General features: G+C 63.2%; 17 protein-coding genes. 6 read left to right on the top strand and 11 right to left on the bottom strand.

The window, feature by feature from the left end; all coding sequences use genetic code 11:
- Positions 1-153: 153 nt before the first annotated feature.
- Both ACMGG8_RS05025 and ACMGG8_RS05020 read right to left on the bottom strand, forming a co-directional pair.
- The gene (locus tag ACMGG8_RS05025; protein ID WP_025130900.1) at positions 154-735 is read right to left on the bottom strand and encodes a mechanosensitive ion channel family protein; all 582 of its coding nucleotides are present in this window, start codon (positions 733-735) and stop codon (positions 154-156) included.
- Complete coding sequence (locus ACMGG8_RS05020; protein ID WP_060841669.1) at positions 735-2,645, bottom strand: ATP-binding cassette domain-containing protein; 1,911 nt, start codon at positions 2,643-2,645, stop codon at positions 735-737. The genes ACMGG8_RS05025 and ACMGG8_RS05020 overlap by 1 nt, the downstream gene beginning before the upstream one ends.
- A gap of 50 nt (positions 2,646-2,695) precedes the next feature.
- Here ACMGG8_RS05020 and ACMGG8_RS05015 point away from each other — a divergent pair, with 50 nt between their 5' ends.
- A complete protein-coding gene (locus ACMGG8_RS05015) occupies positions 2,696-3,160 on the top strand; it encodes a TIGR02444 family protein (RefSeq protein WP_414159259.1) in 465 nt (154 codons plus the stop codon).
- Here ACMGG8_RS05015 and ACMGG8_RS05010 read toward each other — a convergent pair.
- The gene (locus tag ACMGG8_RS05010) at positions 3,157-4,257 is read right to left on the bottom strand and encodes an AlgP family protein (RefSeq protein ID WP_414159258.1); all 1,101 of its coding nucleotides are present in this window, start codon (positions 4,255-4,257) and stop codon (positions 3,157-3,159) included. The genes ACMGG8_RS05015 and ACMGG8_RS05010 overlap by 4 nt on opposite strands.
- Before the next feature lie 193 nt (positions 4,258-4,450).
- Between ACMGG8_RS05010 and ACMGG8_RS05005 the strand changes: the two genes are divergently transcribed.
- Complete coding sequence (locus ACMGG8_RS05005; protein WP_060844944.1) at positions 4,451-5,116, top strand: FKBP-type peptidyl-prolyl cis-trans isomerase; 666 nt, start codon at positions 4,451-4,453, stop codon at positions 5,114-5,116.
- A 59-nt stretch (positions 5,117-5,175) separates the two neighbouring features.
- Here the strand turns inward: ACMGG8_RS05005 and ACMGG8_RS05000 are convergent, their stop codons facing one another.
- The 7 genes from ACMGG8_RS05000 to ACMGG8_RS04970 form a co-directional block, all read right to left on the bottom strand.
- On the bottom strand, positions 5,176-5,634 hold the full coding sequence (locus tag ACMGG8_RS05000) for an Rsd/AlgQ family anti-sigma factor (RefSeq protein ID WP_060841672.1): 459 nt from the start codon (positions 5,632-5,634) through the stop codon (positions 5,176-5,178).
- Positions 5,635-5,843: 209 nt separating this feature from the next.
- Entirely contained in the window at positions 5,844-6,365 is a 522-nt protein-coding gene (locus tag ACMGG8_RS04995) for a disulfide bond formation protein B (RefSeq protein ID WP_060841673.1), read from the bottom strand.
- A 166-nt stretch (positions 6,366-6,531) separates the two neighbouring features.
- Complete coding sequence (locus ACMGG8_RS04990; RefSeq protein ID WP_060841674.1) at positions 6,532-7,770, bottom strand: heme biosynthesis protein HemY; 1,239 nt, start codon at positions 7,768-7,770, stop codon at positions 6,532-6,534.
- Positions 7,767-8,906 (bottom strand): uroporphyrinogen-III C-methyltransferase, encoded by a 1,140-nt coding sequence (locus tag ACMGG8_RS04985; RefSeq protein ID WP_108545020.1) that lies wholly within the window; start codon positions 8,904-8,906, stop codon positions 7,767-7,769. Before ACMGG8_RS04985 ends, ACMGG8_RS04990 begins: the two co-directional genes overlap by 4 nt.
- Positions 8,907-8,922: 16 nt before the next feature.
- On the bottom strand, positions 8,923-9,690 hold the full coding sequence (locus tag ACMGG8_RS04980) for a uroporphyrinogen-III synthase (RefSeq protein WP_414159257.1): 768 nt from the start codon (positions 9,688-9,690) through the stop codon (positions 8,923-8,925).
- Positions 9,687-10,628, bottom strand: a complete 942-nt coding sequence (gene hemC / locus ACMGG8_RS04975) for a hydroxymethylbilane synthase (RefSeq protein ID WP_108545019.1) — start codon at positions 10,626-10,628, stop codon at positions 9,687-9,689. The genes ACMGG8_RS04980 and hemC overlap by 4 nt, the downstream gene beginning before the upstream one ends.
- Positions 10,629-10,754: 126 nt before the next feature.
- On the bottom strand, positions 10,755-11,501 hold the full coding sequence (locus ACMGG8_RS04970; RefSeq protein WP_414159256.1) for a LytR/AlgR family response regulator transcription factor: 747 nt from the start codon (positions 11,499-11,501) through the stop codon (positions 10,755-10,757).
- A gap of 625 nt (positions 11,502-12,126) precedes the next feature.
- Here ACMGG8_RS04970 and argH point away from each other — a divergent pair.
- Positions 12,127-13,521, top strand: a complete 1,395-nt coding sequence (gene argH / locus ACMGG8_RS04965) for an argininosuccinate lyase (RefSeq protein ID WP_060841679.1) — start codon at positions 12,127-12,129, stop codon at positions 13,519-13,521.
- Between the two features lie 64 nt (positions 13,522-13,585).
- Here the strand turns inward: argH and ACMGG8_RS04960 are convergent, their stop codons facing one another.
- On the bottom strand, positions 13,586-14,245 hold the full coding sequence (locus ACMGG8_RS04960) for a glutathione S-transferase family protein (RefSeq protein WP_060844949.1): 660 nt from the start codon (positions 14,243-14,245) through the stop codon (positions 13,586-13,588).
- Between the two features lie 125 nt (positions 14,246-14,370).
- On the opposite strand from ACMGG8_RS04960, the gene ACMGG8_RS04955 reads away from it, so the two are divergent.
- The 3 genes from ACMGG8_RS04955 to ACMGG8_RS04945 all read left to right on the top strand — a co-directional run bounded on the left by ACMGG8_RS04955 (position 14,371) and on the right by ACMGG8_RS04945 (position 18,110).
- Positions 14,371-14,655, top strand: coding sequence for a hypothetical protein (locus ACMGG8_RS04955; protein ID WP_060841681.1), 285 nt, complete (start codon positions 14,371-14,373; stop codon positions 14,653-14,655).
- A 193-nt stretch (positions 14,656-14,848) separates the two neighbouring features.
- A complete protein-coding gene (locus ACMGG8_RS04950; RefSeq protein ID WP_016966944.1) occupies positions 14,849-15,094 on the top strand; it encodes a TIGR02647 family protein in 246 nt (81 codons plus the stop codon).
- Between the two features lie 169 nt (positions 15,095-15,263).
- A complete protein-coding gene (locus ACMGG8_RS04945; protein WP_414159255.1) occupies positions 15,264-18,110 on the top strand; it encodes a class I adenylate cyclase in 2,847 nt (948 codons plus the stop codon).
- Positions 18,111-18,114 lie beyond the last annotated feature (4 nt).

Below are 18,114 nucleotides of genomic sequence, written 5' to 3'. Positions count from 1 at the left end.
TAATCCTCCGACCCGCGGCTGACTATATTTTTTTCGCCCAAAGCTGATTCACGGCCCTGTAGCCGCTGCCGCAGGCTGCGATAGGTCCGCAGAACCAGGGGCAATAGCTGCGCAGCCGTTCGCAGCCTGCGGCGGCGGCTACGGAGGAAGGGATTACTTTTCGCCAGTTCCTACCGGCAGCACATCGCTGCCGCGCCAGCGACGTACCGAGCGCTGGAAGAACAGGCTGTTGGGCACCTGGACCATGGCGCTGCCGGTACCGGCTTCTTCGGACTCGATCAGGGTGGTGTACAAAAGGTTGATCGCCACTACCCGGCCCTTGACCCCGGGCTTGTCGACGGTGTCCACCAGCTCCACCACGTCGCCCAGGCGGAACGGGCCGACGGTGAAGATCAGGATCGCGCACAGCAGGTTGGAGAGCACGCTCCACATGGCGAAGAACGCCACCGCCGCCACGGCGACGAAGCCGGACAGTGCGGTCCACAACACCGTGGCGGAAACCCCCAGGCGCTCCAGCACGAAGATCACCGCACTGCCCATGATCAGCCAGCGCAAGCCACCGCGCAGGGGCATCAGCAACTGCGGGGGAAACGGGTAACGCTCGCCCAGACGGGTCAGGCCGCGAGCGACAAAGCGCTGGGCCAGGTAGCCCGCCAGGAGAATCAGCAGGATCTGCACACCCACCCACAGCGGACCGATCCACTGCGCCGGCAACGGCAACTGCAGCGCTTCCATCAGGAGAGCGCCTCCAGCTCCGCCTGCATGCTTTCCAGCAGCTCCAGGGCCTCCATCCAGGCTTCTTCCAGCTCGGACTCACGGGTCTTGAGCTTGGCTTGTTCAGCCAACAGATCCCGCAGTTCATCCTTGCGCGCAGCCTCGTACAGACCGCTGTCGCCCAGGCTGGTCTCGATCCTGGCCAGGCGCTCATGCACCTTGCCCAACTCGGCTTCCAGCTTGTCGGCCTCGCGCTTGTGCGGCGCCAGTTGCTGACGCAACGCCGCGGCGGCCTGGCGCTGGGCCTTCTTGTCGGTCTTGTCCGGGTTGACCGGGGTGTTGCTGACCGGGGCATTGCGCTGGCGGTAATCCACCAGCCAACGGGTGTAGTCGTCCAGGTCGCCGTCGAACTCCTCGACCTTGCCGTCGGCCACCAGGAAGAAGTTGTCCGTGGTGCTCTTGAGCAGATGGCGATCGTGGGACACCACCAATACCGCGCCACTGAACTCTTGCAGGGCCATGGTCAGGGCCAGGCGCATCTCCAGGTCCAGGTGGTTGGTGGGTTCGTCGAGCAGCAACAGGTTCGGCCGCTCCCAAGCGATCAGCGCCAGGGCCAGGCGGGCTTTTTCGCCGCCGGAGAAGTTCAGCACCGGCTCGTCGATCCGGGCGCCACGGAAGTCGAAACCGCCGAGGAAGTCACGCAGAGTCTGCTCGCGCTCGGTGGGGGCCAGGCGCTGCAAGTGCAGCAAGGGGCTGGCCTTGGAATCCAGGGAGTCGAGCTGATGCTGGGCAAAGTAGCCGACCACGGTGTTCTCGCCCCGGGTCAGGCGTCCGGACAACGGCTGGAGTTCGCCGGAGAGGTTCTTGATCAGGGTCGACTTGCCGGCACCATTGGGGCCCAGCAGACCGATCCGCGCGCCCGGGGTCAGTTGCAGTTTGACCTTCTCCAGGATCGTGCGCTCGCCATACCCCAGGCGGGCATCGGAGAGGTCGATCAGCGGGCTGGAAATCTTCGTCGACTCACGGAAGGTGAAGTCGAACGGCGAATCGACGTGGGCCGCCGACAGCTCCTCCATGCGCTCCAGGGCCTTGATCCGGCTCTGGGCCTGACGAGCCTTGGTGGCCTGAGCCTTGAAGCGGGCGATGTAGCTTTCCATATGCGCGCGCTGCGCCTGCTGCTTCTCGTAGGCCTGCTGTTGCTGGGCCAGCCGCTCGGCACGGGCGCGCTCGAAGGCGCTGTAGCCACCGCGATAGAGGGTGATCTTGCGTTGATCGACATGGGCGACGTGATCGACCACGGCATCGAGGAAATCCCGGTCGTGGGAGATCAGCAGCAAGGTGCCGGGGTAACCCTTGAGCCAGTCTTCGAGCCAGATGATGGCGTCGAGGTCCAAGTGGTTGGTCGGTTCGTCGAGCAGCAACAGGTCCGAGGGACACATCAGCGCCTGGGCCAGGTTCAGGCGCATCCGCCAGCCCCCGGAGAAGTCGCCGACCTGGCGGTCCATCTGCTCGTTGGTGAAGCCCAGGCCGGCCAGCAGCTTGCGCGCCCGGGCGTCGGCGGTGTAACCGTCGGCGCTGTCCAACTCGGCATGCAGACGTGCTTGCGCGGCGCCGTCGTGGGCCGCTTCCGCGGCGGCCAGGTCGCGTTGCACCTGGCGCAGGCGCAGGTCGCCGTCGAGCACATAGTCCACCGCCAGGCGCTCGAGGGTATCGACCTCCTGACGCATGTGGGCAATGCGCCAATCGGCGGGCAGGAAGCAGTCACCCGAATCCGGGTGCAGCTCCCCACGCAGCAGGGCGAACAGGCTGGATTTGCCGGCGCCGTTGGCACCGATCAGGCCGGCTTTCTGGCCGGCGTGCAGGGTCAGCTCGGCGTCTTCTAGCAGACGTTGCGGGCCACGCTGTAAAGTCAGGTTCTGAAGTCGAATCATAATGGCGGCGGAGTCTACCAGCTTCGTTCGCAACTGGCGCGAGTAGCACTATGTCCTCTGACCTGTGGAGTTTTTCCCTTAGCACCTATGCCCTTCCCGGCGTGCAGGAGGCCTGCCTGCAACTGCAGGACAGTGGCGCCAATGTCTGCCTGTTGCTCTGTGGCGCCTGGCTTGGCCAGCGAGGCGTCAGTTGCGACGCTCAGCGTTTGCAGCAGTTGCAGGCGCTGGCGGCGCCCTGGCAGCGCGACGTGATTCAACCCTTGCGCGACTTGCGCACCGGCTGGCGCCAGGCGGCCCGCGAGGACAGTGAATTGAGCGCCTTGCGCGAACAGGTCAAGACCCTGGAGCTGGAAGCCGAACGGCAATTGCTGTTGCGCTTGCAGGAGCGGGTACGGCCATGGCAGGACTCTCAGGCAAAGAGCCTGGACGACTGGCTGGAGGGATTGGCGGCCGAAGCCGCCGAACGCAACCGCAACGCGCTGCAGGTGCTGCGCGTCGCGGTGACCGGCGCTTAGGAAGCGCTGGAGGGAGTGCCGGCAGCAGCCGGTGCAGGCGCGGCGGCTGGGGTGCTCGCCGGAGCAGCTGAAGACGCCGCGGGCGCCGGAGCAGCAGGTTTGGCCGCAGCAGGCGCAGGTGCAGCCGGCTTGGCCGCTGGAGTTGCGGTTTTGGTGGCGGCTGGCTTGGCGACCGCCGGTTTTTTCGCGGCAGGTTTTGCCGCTGGTTTCGCTGCTGGCTTGGCTGCTGGCTTGGCTGCTGGCTTGGCCGCAGGTTTCGCTGCCGATGCCGCCGCAGGCTTGGCCGCCGCTGCCGGTTTGCTGGCAGGCTTGGCCGCAGTTTTTGCCGGGGCTTTTGCTACCGCAGGTTTAGCGGCAGTTTTGCTGGCTGCCGGTTTGGCAGCAGCGGTTTTGGTGGCTGCTGGCTTGGCTGCAGGTTTAGCTGCAGGCTTGGCGGCTGGTTTAGCGGCCACGGGTTTGGCAGCAGGCTTGGCGGCGGTTTTGGCTGCTGGCTTGGCGGCAGCGGTCTTGGTGGCAACCGGTTTGGCAGCAGCAGGCTTAGCCGCTACGGGCTTGCTCGCCGCAGGTTTGGCGGCGCTGGCGGCAGCAGGTTTTTTCGCAGCGGGTTTGGCTGCTGGCTTGGCAGCGGATTTGGCCGGCGCCTTGGTCGCAGGCTTGGCTGCCGGCTTCTTCGCCACCACGGTGTCCGGCTTGGCATCACGAGTGCTCAATGCCTTGGCAACCGCTTCCTTCACACGACCAACGCCTTGAGCCAATTTCAGGCTTTCCTGGGCATCGCGCTTGAGTTGCAGAATGTAGCTGCGGGTCTGGGCCTGGCGTTCTTTCAATGCGTCCAGCAGGTCTTCGAGTTCCTTGACCGCGGTCTTGGCCTTGGCTTGTGCCTTGGCCTTGCCGGCCGCCGCGGCATCCTGCAATTTGGTGCGCGACTTGTGCAGTTTTTCCTGTGCCTTGCCTCGTTGTTTTTCCAGCTTGGCGAGCAGTTTTTCAGCATCAGCCAAGGCTTGGGAACAAGCGTTTTCCAAATGTTCGAGCAAGCTGCCCGACAACTGTTGGAGCAAATGCAACGGAGTATTTACAGGCTTCTTATTGGCCGACATGGTTTACCTCCTGGCTGACGTGAGTTGCGGCTCATACTAGACCTCTGCTGTTACCGCCGCTAGGGCATGTTGACAGTATCGAAAGCCCGGCGTTGCAGCCGACGGAAAATGTTCTTCGCCACCATCGAAGTTGCTCACCAACCCGCCCTTTGTCGCTGGCATAATCCACCGCTACTCAGGCCGGAGAGTGCCCATGTCGCGTTACCTGTTTTTGTCCTTGAGCCTGTTCTTGCCCCTGGCGCAGGCTGCTGCCGAAGCACCGCCCAACGACGCTCATGATCTTGCCTACAGCCTGGGCGCGAGCCTCGGCGAACGACTGCGCGACGAAGTCCCCGACCTGCAGATCCAGGCGTTGGTGGAGGGATTGAAAGCCGCCTACCAAGGCAAGCCGCTGGCCCTCAAGAGCGAGCGCATCGAGCAGCTCCTGGCCCAGCACGAAGCGCAGATCAGCGAACAGTCGGCGCGGTCGCAGATCGAGACGGCGCTGGAGAACGAACGACGCTTTCTCGATCAGGAAAAAGCCAAGCCCGGCGTGCGCCAGCTGGCTGACGGCATCCTGCTGACCGAGCTGGCACCGGGCAGCGGCAACAAGGCCAGCCCCAACGGTTCGGTCCAGGTGCGCTACACCGGGCGCCTGCCTGACGGCACCGTGTTCGATCAGACACAACAGCCTCAATGGTTTCGCCTGGACAGCGTGATTGCCGGCTGGCGCATCGCCCTGGCGCAGATGCCCACTGGTGCCAGATGGCGGCTGGTGATTCCTTCGGACCAGGCCTATGGAACCGAAGGCGCCGGCGACCTGATCGCGCCCTACACGCCGCTGGTGTTCGATATCGAATTGCTGGGCGTTGCCGGCTGAGTCGCAGAAACAAAAACGGCACGCCTTGGCGTGCCGATTTCTGCTGCTCGAACCTGTATTCAGGCCTGAGCGACCGCGTCCTGCTTGTGGGCGTTGTGCAACACTTCGATCAGGCAATCTTCCAGTTCGAAGCGTTCGTGCAACAGGCCGCCCAGCTCCTTGAACTTCTGCGCCACACACTGACCCGCATCGCACAGATCGTTGAACGCCAGGAGCTTTTCGGTGATCACGTCGATACGCGGATAGAGGGTATCGGCCAGTTCCAGACCGCGCTTGTCGCCAAAGGCCTTGGCTTCGCTGGTCAGCTGTTCGTAGATTTCAAAATGTCCTGCGGAAACATAGTCCACCAGAATCCCGCAGAACTCCTGCAGGGGCTTTTTGCTCTCGCTCAACGCCTCCGGCTCGGCGCCCAGCGCATCATAGGCTCGAACCAGTTCGTGACGCTCCTGCAACCAGCGATCGATCAGCAGATGCACTCCACCCCAGCGTTCCTGAGCATTCTGACAACTTTCGAGCATGGTGATCTCTCTTCCCTTATGGGTCATGCCGTCTGCCCGCCGCCCCCCTTGTTGGAGACTCTGGATCCGGTCGGACACAACAGCATCGAGCAACATAATTCCGGTGACAGGTGCGGGCCAGATTATGCCCGCTCGACAACAGCATCAAGGTACGCAGGAGATAAAGTTCATACAAGCGTTTAATCCGCGGCCTGCCACCAAACACTGACTCAGGGCAACGCCTCAACCCTGCGTGCAGCCCGCATCATGCACAGCAGACGATAACCGCTGAAGATCAGCATGATCAGGAAAAACAGCAGGCTCCATTCGGGCAGGCTCATGTCCAACAGCGTCCAGGTGACCTCGGCGCAATCCGAGGTGCCCCTGAAGGTCAGCTGCAGCGCCTGCCACCAGGACAGCTGGCGCAGCATGAAAGGCATGTCCGGCAGACAGGCCAGGAGTTGCTCGGACGGAATGTTCTGCAACAGCACATGACGCCCGGCGGTGATCACCCCTAGCAGGCCCAGCACCAGGTTGAATCCCCAGTAGAGCGCTCGCCCGACACGCCCCGGCCCTTGCACCACAGCCAGCAGGTTGACCCCGCCGAACATCAGCAGCAACAAGCGCTGCACGCCCCACAACGGGCAGGACTCAAGGCCGCCACCGGTTTGCAGGTTGAATGCCGCCCATGAGGCCAAGGCCCCCGCCAGGAACACCAGGGAGAACAGCACGCGGGAGCCTGCCAGCGACATGAGATATCCGTAACACAAAGAAACAGGCAGCCACGGTAGAGAAAGCGCTCGCGGCTTTCAAGAAGCGCTATGCCGCAGTCGATCGACGAGAGTCAGCGAGCAAGTTCTGCAAACCGGGCAAAAAAAGGCCGGTTGCCCATTACAGGCAACCGGCCCTGACAGCGCTTCAGGCCCGCGCCGGAACCGGCAACGGTGAGGCCAACAGACGCTCGTCGAGCATGCCCAGGCCCTCCTGGAACAGTTGGTTGCTGCGATCGGTATCGCCCAACTGTGCCAGCAACCGGGCCAGCTCGGCACAGGTTTCAGGATTGCGCTGCAGACGCAGGCTGCTTTCCAGGTAGTCCCGGGCCTTGCCCCACAGGCTGTTCTGCAGGCACAGGCGCCCCAGGGTCAGCAGCAGACCGGGATCGTCAGCATGCTCCTTCAGCCAGTGCTCGGCGGTCTGCAACTGACGGGACGGGTCGCTACCACGCACCAGGCCGTAAAGCCGCGCCAGATGGCTTTCGTATTTGCGCTTGATGGCGGTACGCAGCGCCTCTTCGGCTTCGGCACCAGCCCCCAGCTGACGCAACTGCTCGGCGTAGGCCAGCACCAGTTGCGGCTCCTGACGTTGCGCCGAGGTCAGTTGTTGCCAGGCGCGATTGAGAGACTGCAAGCCCGCCACCTGATCCTCTTCACGACGCGCCGCCAGGCTCAGGTTCTCGCCCCAGGCCCGACGTTCCAGCTCCTGCAACTCGCTGGCCGGCAGCGCCTTGTCCTTGCGCAATTCGGGCAGCAAGCGGATCAGCGCCGACCAGTCGCCACGCTGCTGATGCAAACGCTGCAACTGACGCAACACCTGAACGCTGTGCGGATGACGCTCGTGCATGGCTTGCAGGGTGCTCAGGGCGCCTTCGGTGTCGCCCCGATCGGTCTGCAACTGAGCATGACTCAAGGCCACCGCCAACTCCGCCTGGGGCTGCCGGGTCAGCGCCCGCTCCAGTAACCGGTCGCACTCTTCGTAGTGCCCTTGCTCGTTGGCGGCACGGGCCGCACCGAGGTAGTACAGCAACGGCTGGCGCTCGGCCTCGGCGGCACGGTGCAGGTGCTTTTGCGCGCTGGCCCAGCGACCTTCGGCCAGGTCCATCTGGCCCTGCTCGATGGCGATCTGCACCCGGCGACTGCGGTTGCGGCGCGACCAGGGATTGACCACGCCACCGGAAACCATCACCAGCTCGATCAACAGCTTGATACCCCAGATCACCAGCCAGATCAGCGCCACCAGGGCCAGGGTCGCCCACAAGCTCGATTCATAACGGAAATTGCTGTAGGCGATCAGCACGTAGCCGGGATGCTCGGCGATGGCCAGCCCCAGCAAGCCGATGGCGGCGATGACCAACAGCACAATCACGTAGGCGCGTTTCATGGGCTGGTCTCCTGGGCGGTGTTCGCCGCAGGCTTGGCCAGAGGCTTGATGGAGTCCTCTGCGTTGAAGTTGCGCCGCTCAAGATAGGCCTGGACCGCGCTCAGGGTCTTGGCCAGGTCTGGAGTGACCACGGTCACCGGCTGCTTGCTCAGTTCGGACAGGCGCTCGAGCATGATCTTGCTCTGCGGATTGTCCTGATTGAAGTTACCGACCAGCACATCCCGGGCCTCGGTCAGCGCCTGGGTATAAACCGGCGCCTGACCATTCAAGGCCGCCCACTGGGCCTGTTCCAGCGCCAGACTCAGGGCCAGGCGCACCTGAGTCAGGCCCTGCCCCGCCAGCAGCGGACGGATGTTCTTGTCGGCATTGAAGTCGATACGGAAGTAGCGGGAGATCTGATCCCACCACTGCGCCCAGCGGCTTGCGCCATCGCCGTCGGCGGTCAGCCCCAGTAATGATTCGCCGCGGTCCTTGAATTCCGGTGCCACCGCACTCAGCTCCAGGACTTGATCGCGCAGGGCGCCCAACTGCAGGAACAGACCGGTGCGATCCGGCTGCTCGGTGCTGCGCAAGGCCGCCAGGCTCTTGGCCAACTGCTCGCGTGCAGCGAAAGAGCCCGGGTCGTTCTGCTCACGCAGGATATCGTCGGCGCCCTGGACCAGGGCCTGGGCACTGCTGATGTCCTGCAGCGCGGACAGACGCAGACTGGCCAGGCGCAACAGGTGTTCGGCTTCGGCCAGGCGCCAGTCCTTGCGGCTGGCCCCCAGCACGGTTTCCAGGCGCTGACTCAGACGCTGCTGATCACCTTGCAGCTGGGCCACGAGACGCCGCCGGTCTTCCAGCTCGTCGGCGGGCGGCAACTGCTCAAGGCGCGCACTCAGGCGCTGTTCACTGAGTTTGAAGCTCTGGGCCTGATCCCCCAGGGCCTGCAACTGACTCAGTTGCTGCTGGTGATTGGCTTGCAGGCTGCGCACCTGCCAGATCCCCCAGCCACCGGCCGCGACACCCGCCGCCCCCAGCAGCAGGGCCAGCAGCGCCAACCCGTTGCCACGACGCTCAACGGTTGGGGTCGTGGGCTCAGCAGGTGTTTCGGACACCGGCTGGACTTCATCTTTAGGCAAGGCTGTTTCGCTCACGTATCCATCCTTTGCGTTAGAGAACGGGCACGGGTTGCTCCCGTAACGCCGTTAGCAAAGCCGCGGCACTGGCGCCGCGACAATCCACAACTTTTTCCGCCCCGGCGGCACGTGCCATGTCGGCGACCCGGGGGCTTGGAACAAACAACGGCATCCGCGCCAACTGCGGCCAGTCCGCTCCGGCCAGCTGCAGCAAATGGCTGAAACCCTGTCCACTGCTGACCACCAGCCCGTTCAAGCGTTCCCCCGCAATCTTGCGCAACAGCGCGTCCTCGGCGTAACGCGGGAGGCACCGGCGGTAGAGTTCCAGATAATCGACACTAGCACCTAGGTCGCGCAAGCGCTCAGAGAGCAGCTCACGACCACCCTCGCCACGCACGATCAGCACCCGGGGATCGGGCCGGCAGATAGCCTCGCGCAATTGGGGAAGGGCAAGCAAGGCTTCACTGTCATCCCCCGCCTGTGGGTAGAACACCTGCAAACCGGCGTCCGCAAGGATCTGCCCGGTACCGGCGCCCACGGTAAACCAGCTCTGGGACGGGGGCTCTGGCCAATAGGCGCGCAGCAGTTTCAGGCCAAGATGGGCCGCCGGCTTGCTGACCACGATCAGCGCACAGTAACGATCCAGTTCAAGCAGGGTTGCGCGTTGCGCGTCAGTGACGGGCAAGGCCTGAATCTCCAGCAACGGCAGGCTGCTGCTGAACACCTGGGCGTCGGCCAGGATCGCTGCCAGTGCAGCACAATCCTCGCTCGGCCGGGTCAGCAGCAGGCGCCAGCCGATCACTCTTGCTCCGCCTCGCCGTACACCGCGCGCAGGATGTCATCGGCGCCCTGGGCCAGCAGGTCGTCCGCCACTTGCACCCCCAGCTCGCTGGCAGATGCTCTAGGGCCACGGGCTTCGGCGCTGAGCAGCAGGCCGCCGCTAGGCTCGCCCACCAGACCGCGCAGCCAGATCTGTTCGCCTTCGAGCACCGCGTAACAGGCGATCGGCACCTGACAACCACCGTTGAGGTGCTTGTTCAGCGCGCGCTCGGCCGTGACCCGGCTGGCGGTATCGGCATGATGCAGAGGGGCCAGCAGAGCGTGGATTTCAGTGTCGGCACTGCGACATTCGATGCCGACCGCGCCCTGGCCACCGGCAGGCAGGCTATCGTCGACACTGATGGAGGAGCTGATGCGCTCTTCGAATCCCAGACGGATCAGACCGGCTGCAGCCAGGATGATGGCGTCGTATTCGCCGGCGTCCAGCTTGGCCAGCCGGGTATTGACGTTGCCCCGCAGAAAACGGATCTGCAGGTCAGGGCGACGGGTCAGCAACTGGGCCTGGCGGCGCAGGCTGGAGGTGCCCACGACGCTGCCTGGCGGCAACTGCTCAAGGCTTTCGTAAGTATTGGAGACAAAGGCGTCGCGCGGATCTTCGCGTTCACAGATGCAGAACAGGCCCAGGCCTTCGGGGAAGTCCATGGGCACGTCCTTCATCGAGTGCACGGCGATGTCGGCCTGGTTCTCCAGCAGTGCGGTTTCCAGCTCCTTGACGAACAGCCCCTTGCCGCCAATTTTCGACAGGGGCGAGTCCAGCAGTTTGTCACCGCGGCTGACCATGGGCACCAGGGTCACGACAAGGCCCGGATGGGCCTCTTGCAGACGGGCTTTGACGTATTCGGCCTGCCACAAGGCCAGAGCACTTTTGCGGGTAGCGATGCGGATTTCGCGAGAGGACATGGATCAATCCGTACTGAATAGATACGGCAGATAATAACAGCTCAGCCAAAGCAGCTTTGACTTGTATCAGAAACGCAGCGTCCTCCCGACGCCGGGCCTGCTTTGATAAGCGAGCAAACGAGCGCGCTAGAGCTGTTGCATCATCTTGCGCACGCCCGCTACGTGGCGCCGGCTGACGATCAGGGCATCGCCATTGAGCCCCTTGAGGTACAGCTGGAAATGCCCCAGCGGCGTTCGTTGCAGGCGCTCGATCCGCTCGCGGGCCACCAATGCATTGCGGTGAATACGCACAAAGCGATCACCGAATTCGTCTTCCAGGGCCTTCAAGGGTTCGTCCAGAAGCACTTCGCCACTTTCGTGACGCAAGGTCACGTACTTGTGGTCGGCAATGAAATACACCACCTGAGCCAGGGGAATCAGTTCGATGCCCTTACGGGTTCGCGCGCTGATGTGGCTACGCGGACCGTTGCCGCTCTCCGCTGCCGGCCGAGTCAGGGCCGCCAGTTGCACACGGTTGGGCTTTTCGGCCGCTTTCAACGCTTCGAGCAACAGCTCGGGGCGCACGGGCTTGACCAGATGGCAGACGCCACTGGCATTGAAGGCCTCAAGGGCGAATTCATCCGGAGCCGCACAAAACACCAGCGCCGGAGGCGTCTCGCGTTCGCACAATTTACCGGCAACCTGCAGCCCATCCAGACCCGGCATGCGGACATCGAGCAAAACGACATCCGGCTTCAGGCTGTCGATCAGGCTCAATGCCTCTTCGCCATTGGTGGCGCTGGGCTCCAGGACACTGTACCCCTCAAGCTCACTGACCATCCGGCTCAGGCGCTCGCGGGCTTGGGGTTCGTCATCAACGATCAGGACATTCATATTGCGCTGGATTCCTGCGTGAGTCTCGCACAAGGATAGCGTAGACAGGTGGAGTGACGTCCGTCACCGCGATCCACGCTAAGACTAGTGCGAAGGCCAAAAAGTGCCGCAAGTCGGGCACCAATATTTACCCGTACCTGCCCGATACCGCCCAAGGTCGGTGGCTGCGCGACGGTGCCGCAGGGAATGCTGGTATTCAACACAAAGCCCCCCTCGTGACTGTGGTCGGCGTCCACCTTGTCCGCACCCGCCTCGTTTCATGGGCGGATTGCCAGGACCTGCGCGGTGTGAACTCGATGGACAGGCCCACTGCGAACACGCGAGGGGGTGTTACGCAATTGTGCCGGTCCTCCTGTCCAACTGTAGACGGTTGCCAAGACGATATTGCTCAATCGACAAATATCGTTTGATCGATATCACCTTCCGCACTCAAGGCTTCCTGCCCCTGATGCGCCACGGATTGTCCCGGTGCCAGTCTCTGCGCCCTCATGACCGGCGACAAGCCATGCGGCGGCGCCCCGAAGAAAAAAGCTGCCGACCAGTGCCAGCGACAGCCGAGGCAACCCTGTTATCATCGGTGCCTGTTTTTCACGCCATCTTCCTTCAGCAGATCACGAGCGAATTCATGAGCACTGACAAGACCAATCAGTCCTGGGGCGGCCGCTTCAGTGAACCCGTCGACGCCTTCGTCGCCCGCTTCACCGCCTCTGTCACTTTCGACCAGCGCCTGTATCGCCACGACATCATGGGCTCCATCGCCCACGCCACCATGCTGGCCAAGGTCGGCGTGCTCACCGACGCCGAGCGCGACAGCATCATCGACGGCCTGAAGACCATCCAGGGCGAGATCGAGGCCGGCAGCTTCGACTGGCGCGTGGACCTTGAAGACGTGCACATGAACATCGAGGCGCGCCTCACCGATCGCATCGGCATCACCGGCAAGAAGCTGCACACCGGTCGCAGCCGCAACGATCAGGTGGCCACCGACATCCGCCTGTGGCTGCGGGACGAGATCGACCTGATCCTGGCCGAGATCACCCGCCTGCAAAAAGGCCTGCTGGAGCTGGCCGAGCGCGAAGCCGAAAGCATCATGCCGGGCTTCACCCACCTGCAGACCGCCCAGCCCGTGACCTTCGGCCACCACATGCTGGCCTGGTTCGAAATGCTCAGCCGTGACTACGAGCGCCTGGTGGACTGCCGCAAGCGCACCAACCGCATGCCCCTGGGCAGCGCCGCACTAGCCGGCACCACCTATCCGATCGATCGCGAGCTGACCTGCCAGCTACTGGGCTTTGAAGCCGTGGGCGGCAACTCCCTGGACAGCGTTTCGGACCGCGATTTCGCCATCGAATTCTGCGCCGCCGCCAGCGTGGCAATGATGCACCTGTCGCGCTTCTCAGAAGAACTGGTGCTGTGGACCAGCGCGCAATTCCAGTTCATCGATCTGCCGGACCGCTTCTGCACCGGCAGCTCGATCATGCCGCAAAAGAAAAACCCCGACGTACCGGAACTGGTGCGGGGCAAGAGTGGCCGGGTGTTCGGCGCACTGATGGGCCTGCTGACCCTGATGAAGGGCCAGCCCCTGGCCTACAACAAGGACAATCAGGAAGACAAGGAACCGCTGTTCGACGCCGCCGACACCCTGCGCGACTCGCTGCGGGCCTTCGCCGACATGATCCCGGCCATCAAGCCCAAGCACGCCATCATGCGCGAAGCGGCACTGCGCGGTTTCTCCACCGCCACCGACCTGGCGGACTACCTGGTGCGCCGTGGCCTGCCATTCCGCGACTGCCACGAAATCGTCGGCCACGCGGTGAAGTACGGCGTGGAAACCGGCAAGGACCTGGCAGAAATGAGCCTGGATGAACTGCGCCAGTTCAGCGACCAGATCGAGCAGGACGTGTTCGCCGTGCTGACCCTGGAAGGTTCGGTGAATGCCCGTAACCACATCGGCGGCACCGCACCGGCCCAGGTCCGGGCGGCCGTGGTTCGCGGACAGGCCTTGCTGGCCAGCCGCTAAGCCGTCGCCGGTGAGCCTGCTGCATCAGCAGGCTCACCAGTCACCCGCGCCGCCTTGAGCGACGCTACTTCCTGGCCGCCACCATGGCCAGGAACTGCGGCATCGCCGCCTCTCTATCCGCTGCTACTCGCTGGGCATTGGGCAACTGTTCCAGGCGCTCCAGCAAGGCTTTCGCCGCCGGCATCCCCTCCAGAAAGTCCACCCCGAACAGCTTGTGTCCGACCGCCCGGGCCAGGGTCACGCTGTAGAGAAAATACAGATCCGCCACACTCAGGCTGTCGCCGGCCACATAAGGCGCAAATTTGCCGTGCCGCGCCAGGGAGGCAAACCCTAGCAGCAACTCAGCCTTGGACTTTTCCTGGATCGCCGGGGCCACCGACATACCGAAGAACGCCTCGGGGTAACAGGCCCGCGCCGGCAGCTCGATATACAGTTCGATCTCCCTGGCCAGCGCCAGCACCTGGGCACGCTGGTATGGATCGCTGGGCAACAGCGCCCGACCTGGTTGGGTGTGCTCCAGGTATTCGAGAATCACACTGGTTTCGTTCAGGTACCCCTGCTCGACCTCAAGCACCGGAACCTTGCCCCGTGGACTGATGGCCAATGCCTCAGGAGTCTGGCCACCGGAAAAAGGCACCTCTTCGAAAGGCAGGCCTTTCTCCAGCAACGCCAGCTTGACCATGTTGTAGTAGTTGCTGACAGAGAAACCGTAAAGCTTGAGCATCACATAGCCTCCAGGCCGTGCAGGGGGTTGGCAGCATTTTTTATAGAAGCCCAATGCACTTCTGGCCAGCAGCATCACCACCCTGAATACGAGTAAACTGGCGACCTTTCCTTGAGGAGCCTGCCATGAGCGAGCCAACCGATATCGACAACGACGAAGAAGAGTTCGCCGAAAACACCCTGATCGAAGCGATCGAAAACCAGATCGAAAGTGACAACCCGCCGGCAGCCAAAGCCACGTTCAACAAACTGACCCTGGTGGGTTACGAACGGGAAGAAATCCTCAATCTCATGGCTCACGTCCTGGCCATCGAGATCGACGCGATTCTCGAGGAAGACCGCGCCTTCGATACTCAATGGTACGAAGCCGCCTTGCGCGCCCTGCCGCAACTGCCGCCCGAGAAGTCCTGAGCCCGCAGCACCGGAGCGCTGCCCGCCGCAACGCTCCGGCGCCGCGCTCCCACCCCGACTACACTGCAGGCACCCTGCAGCCAAACACCGCCACCCCCAGGTACAAAAGTCCTCAGCGAACGCTGGACACGCCGCCGTTCTGCGGTCACCTTAGGAACGCTGACCTCTCATTCCTAGAAAGTCTGGAGTCCTTATGTCGTATACCCCTGAGTTGGTTGCCGAACTGGAAATCCTTGCACTCTTCAATCTGGACAACTCCCAGGAAGGCCTGAAAATCCATCAGACCGCTGCCCCTTCCGCCATTGCCGCTGCCCAACGCCTGTTCGACAAAGAACTGATTACCCAAGCCGATGGAGGCTACCTGACCAGTCTTGGCCGCGACGCCGCCGAGCACGCCCAAGGCCTGCTGACCATCCTGAGCGTCAAAGAAACCGCCTGAACATCGTTCCTCGGCCTGCGGGGTTCCCGTCTGTCGGATTCCGTAGGCACCCTCCCGCCAATACGCTAGAAATCTGGCGTCAAAAAAATAAATTGAGCTTAAGACTAGGCCCTGTCTGACGCTAAACTGCTGCCGTTCCGAACCCCGTCACCTTCGAGCTCCGCTTGAAATGCCCCATACCCATGAAATCCGTCCCGTTCTGGATGAAGGAATCGATCGCAAGGTTCTCAGTCGACTGCGCACGCGCTTCCTTACCGTCAATCAAGGACGCCTGGCTCGGGCAATGGAGGGGTTGTCGGCACGCCAGCAACTGGTCCTCAACCTGCTGCCGCTGTTCTTTCACGTCAATCACCCGCTGCTGCCCGGCTATGTCTCCGGCGCTACCCCGGCGGGGCTGTCCAACTATGAACCCGATCCGCAGGCCCTGGCCGAAGCCCAGCGCCTGACCCGATCCTTTTCCTACAAGCCGCGCCATGGCAACCCGCCGCGGCCGATTCACGGGCTGTTTCTCATGGGCAGCCTGGGCACCCTGGCCCAGGCCGACCAGAGCGATATGGATGTCTGGGTCTGCCACGCCGCAGACTTGAGTGAAACCGAGCTGGCCGAACTGCAGAAGAAATGCCAGCTGCTGGAAGCCTGGGCTGCCAGCCAGGGCGCCGAAGCTCATTTCTTCCTGATCGACCCCAGCCGCTTTGTCCGCGGCGAACGCGACACCCAGCTCAGCTCGGATGATTGCGGCACCACTCAGCATTACCTGCTGCTGGACGAGTTCTACCGCACCGCCATCTGGCTGGCCGGACGCACGCCGCTGTGGTGGCTGGTGCCGGTGTACGAGGAGTCCCGCTACGAGCGCTACATCCACACCCTGCTCTCCAAGCGCTTCGTACCCGCCGAAGAGAATCTGGACCTGGGCCACATGGCACGCATTCCGCCCGGCGAGTTCATCGGGGCCGGACTCTGGCAGTTGTTCAAGGGCATCGAGTCTCCCTACAAATCGGTACTCAAGCTGCTGCTGATCGAGGTCTATGCCAGCGAGCATCCCAGGGTCCAGTGCCTGAGCCTGCGCTTCAAACAGGCGGTGTTCGCCAACCGCCTGGACCTGGACGAGCTCGACCCCTACATCGTGGTCTACCGGCGCATCGAGGAGTACCTCAAGGCCCGGGGAGAACCGGAACGCCTGGAGCTGGTCAGACGCAGCCTGTACCTCAAGGTCAATCGCAAGCTCACCCATGGCAATGGCGCCCGCAGCCCGAACTGGCAGCGGGCCCTGCTGGAGCGCCTGGCCAGCGAGTGGGGCTGGGATCAGCGCCAGCTGGCCCTGCTGGACAGCCGCAGCCAATGGAAGGTGCGCCAGGTCAGCAGCGAACGCCGGGCCCTGGTCAACGAGCTCAACTACAGCTATCGCTTCCTGACCCAGTTCGCCCGCACCGAACAGGCCGCCAGCCTGATCAACAAGCGTGATTTGAACGTGCTGGGCCGACGCCTGTACGCCGCCTTCGAACGCAAGGCCGGGAAGATCGAGTTCATCAATCCCGGCATCGCCCCGGACCTCGCGGAAGACACCCTGACCCTGGTGCAGTCGCCGAACAAGAAAGAACCGGGACAAACCTACTGGGGCCTGTACAACGGCAACCTGACCGCACTGGAATGGGAACATTTCGCCCCGATCAAGCGCAGCCGGGAACTGCTGGAGCTGCTCACCTGGTGTCATCGCAACGGAGTGATCGACAGCAGTACGCGCCTGGCCTTGCACCCTGGCAGCAGCGATCTGAGCGAGTTCGAACTGTTCAACCTGCTGGGCAGCCTGCAGCAGACGGTGGCCCTGCCACTGGCCACGGCGGACGAAGACCAGCTACTGCACGCCAGCGTCCCCAGCGAAGTACTGATTCTGGTGAACGTCGGAGTCGACCCCCTCAAGCATCACCGCGACCTGAACATCCTCATGACCACCGAACGCACCGACTCCCTGAGCTATGCCGGGGTCCGGGAGAATCTGGTGCTGACCCTGGATCAGGTCACCCTCAATAGCTGGAACGAGGTCATGGTCGACCGCTACGACGCCGAGCATGCACTGCTCGATTGCCTGCGCGATTACCTGAACAGCCTGCCTGCCGGACCCCAGCCGCGCCTCAGGGTCCGCTGCTTCTGCCACAACCGCGCGCAATTCATCGCCCGGCGGGTAGAGGAGCTGTTCGAAACCGCGCAGCACCTGTTGCTCAGCCAGCTCAACTACCGCTACCTGATCCAGGTGCAGCAGCACTATCACGTCCTGGAACTGGTGGCTGGCCAGGTACGGCACCAGGCCATGGCCAATCCTGCCGCGCTGCTGGAATACCTGGGCCAGGAACAGGCCTGCTACAGCCCCCTGCACCTGGACCCGATGGCCCTGGAAGATCACGACCTGGCGCTGATCCTGCCCATGGGCCAGCCGGGCTGCATCCAGGTGTTCTACCGAATCGTCGACGAGCAGGCCGAGCTGTATCTGCTCGACGAGCACAATGCCCTGTGGCAGCAGACCCTGCCCTATCACGACGAGCACAGCCTGCTGGTGCCACTGCAGCGTTTCCTGCAGTCGATTCTCTACCGTCGCGATGCGCTATTGCCGATGAGCAGCAACCCAGGCGAGAAACCTTTGGACACACTCTACTTTCAGGTATTGCCCTCGGGCAGCGGCCGGGCACGCCGGGTTGAGGCGCGCCCGGCACCGCCGACGCCGGTCGACAAGGCTTTTTATGACGTGCAGGCGATCATCGGCAAGGCCGCACCGGGTCAGGTGCAAGTCTCGCTGTACTGCAATCAACGGGAGTTTTCCGAGCTGGAATATGGCGATCAGCTGTTTGGCGCAGTGGCTCAGGACATCGTCGCCCAGCGCCGCGAACCGCAGCGCTATCGCTGCTACATCACCGACCTGGACCTGTCCGGCCTGCTCGGTGATGGACAGAGTCCGAGCATTCTCTACCTGCGTTACAAGGCCAGCCTGGAGCGCGCGCTGAATGACGCGCTCGAGCAGGTCTAGCCGC

Source organism: Pseudomonas sp. BNK-45 (assembly GCF_047456255.1).
Taxonomy (GTDB): Bacteria; Pseudomonadota; Gammaproteobacteria; order Pseudomonadales; family Pseudomonadaceae; genus Aquipseudomonas.
This window is presented reverse-complemented; position numbering and strand designations above follow the sequence as displayed.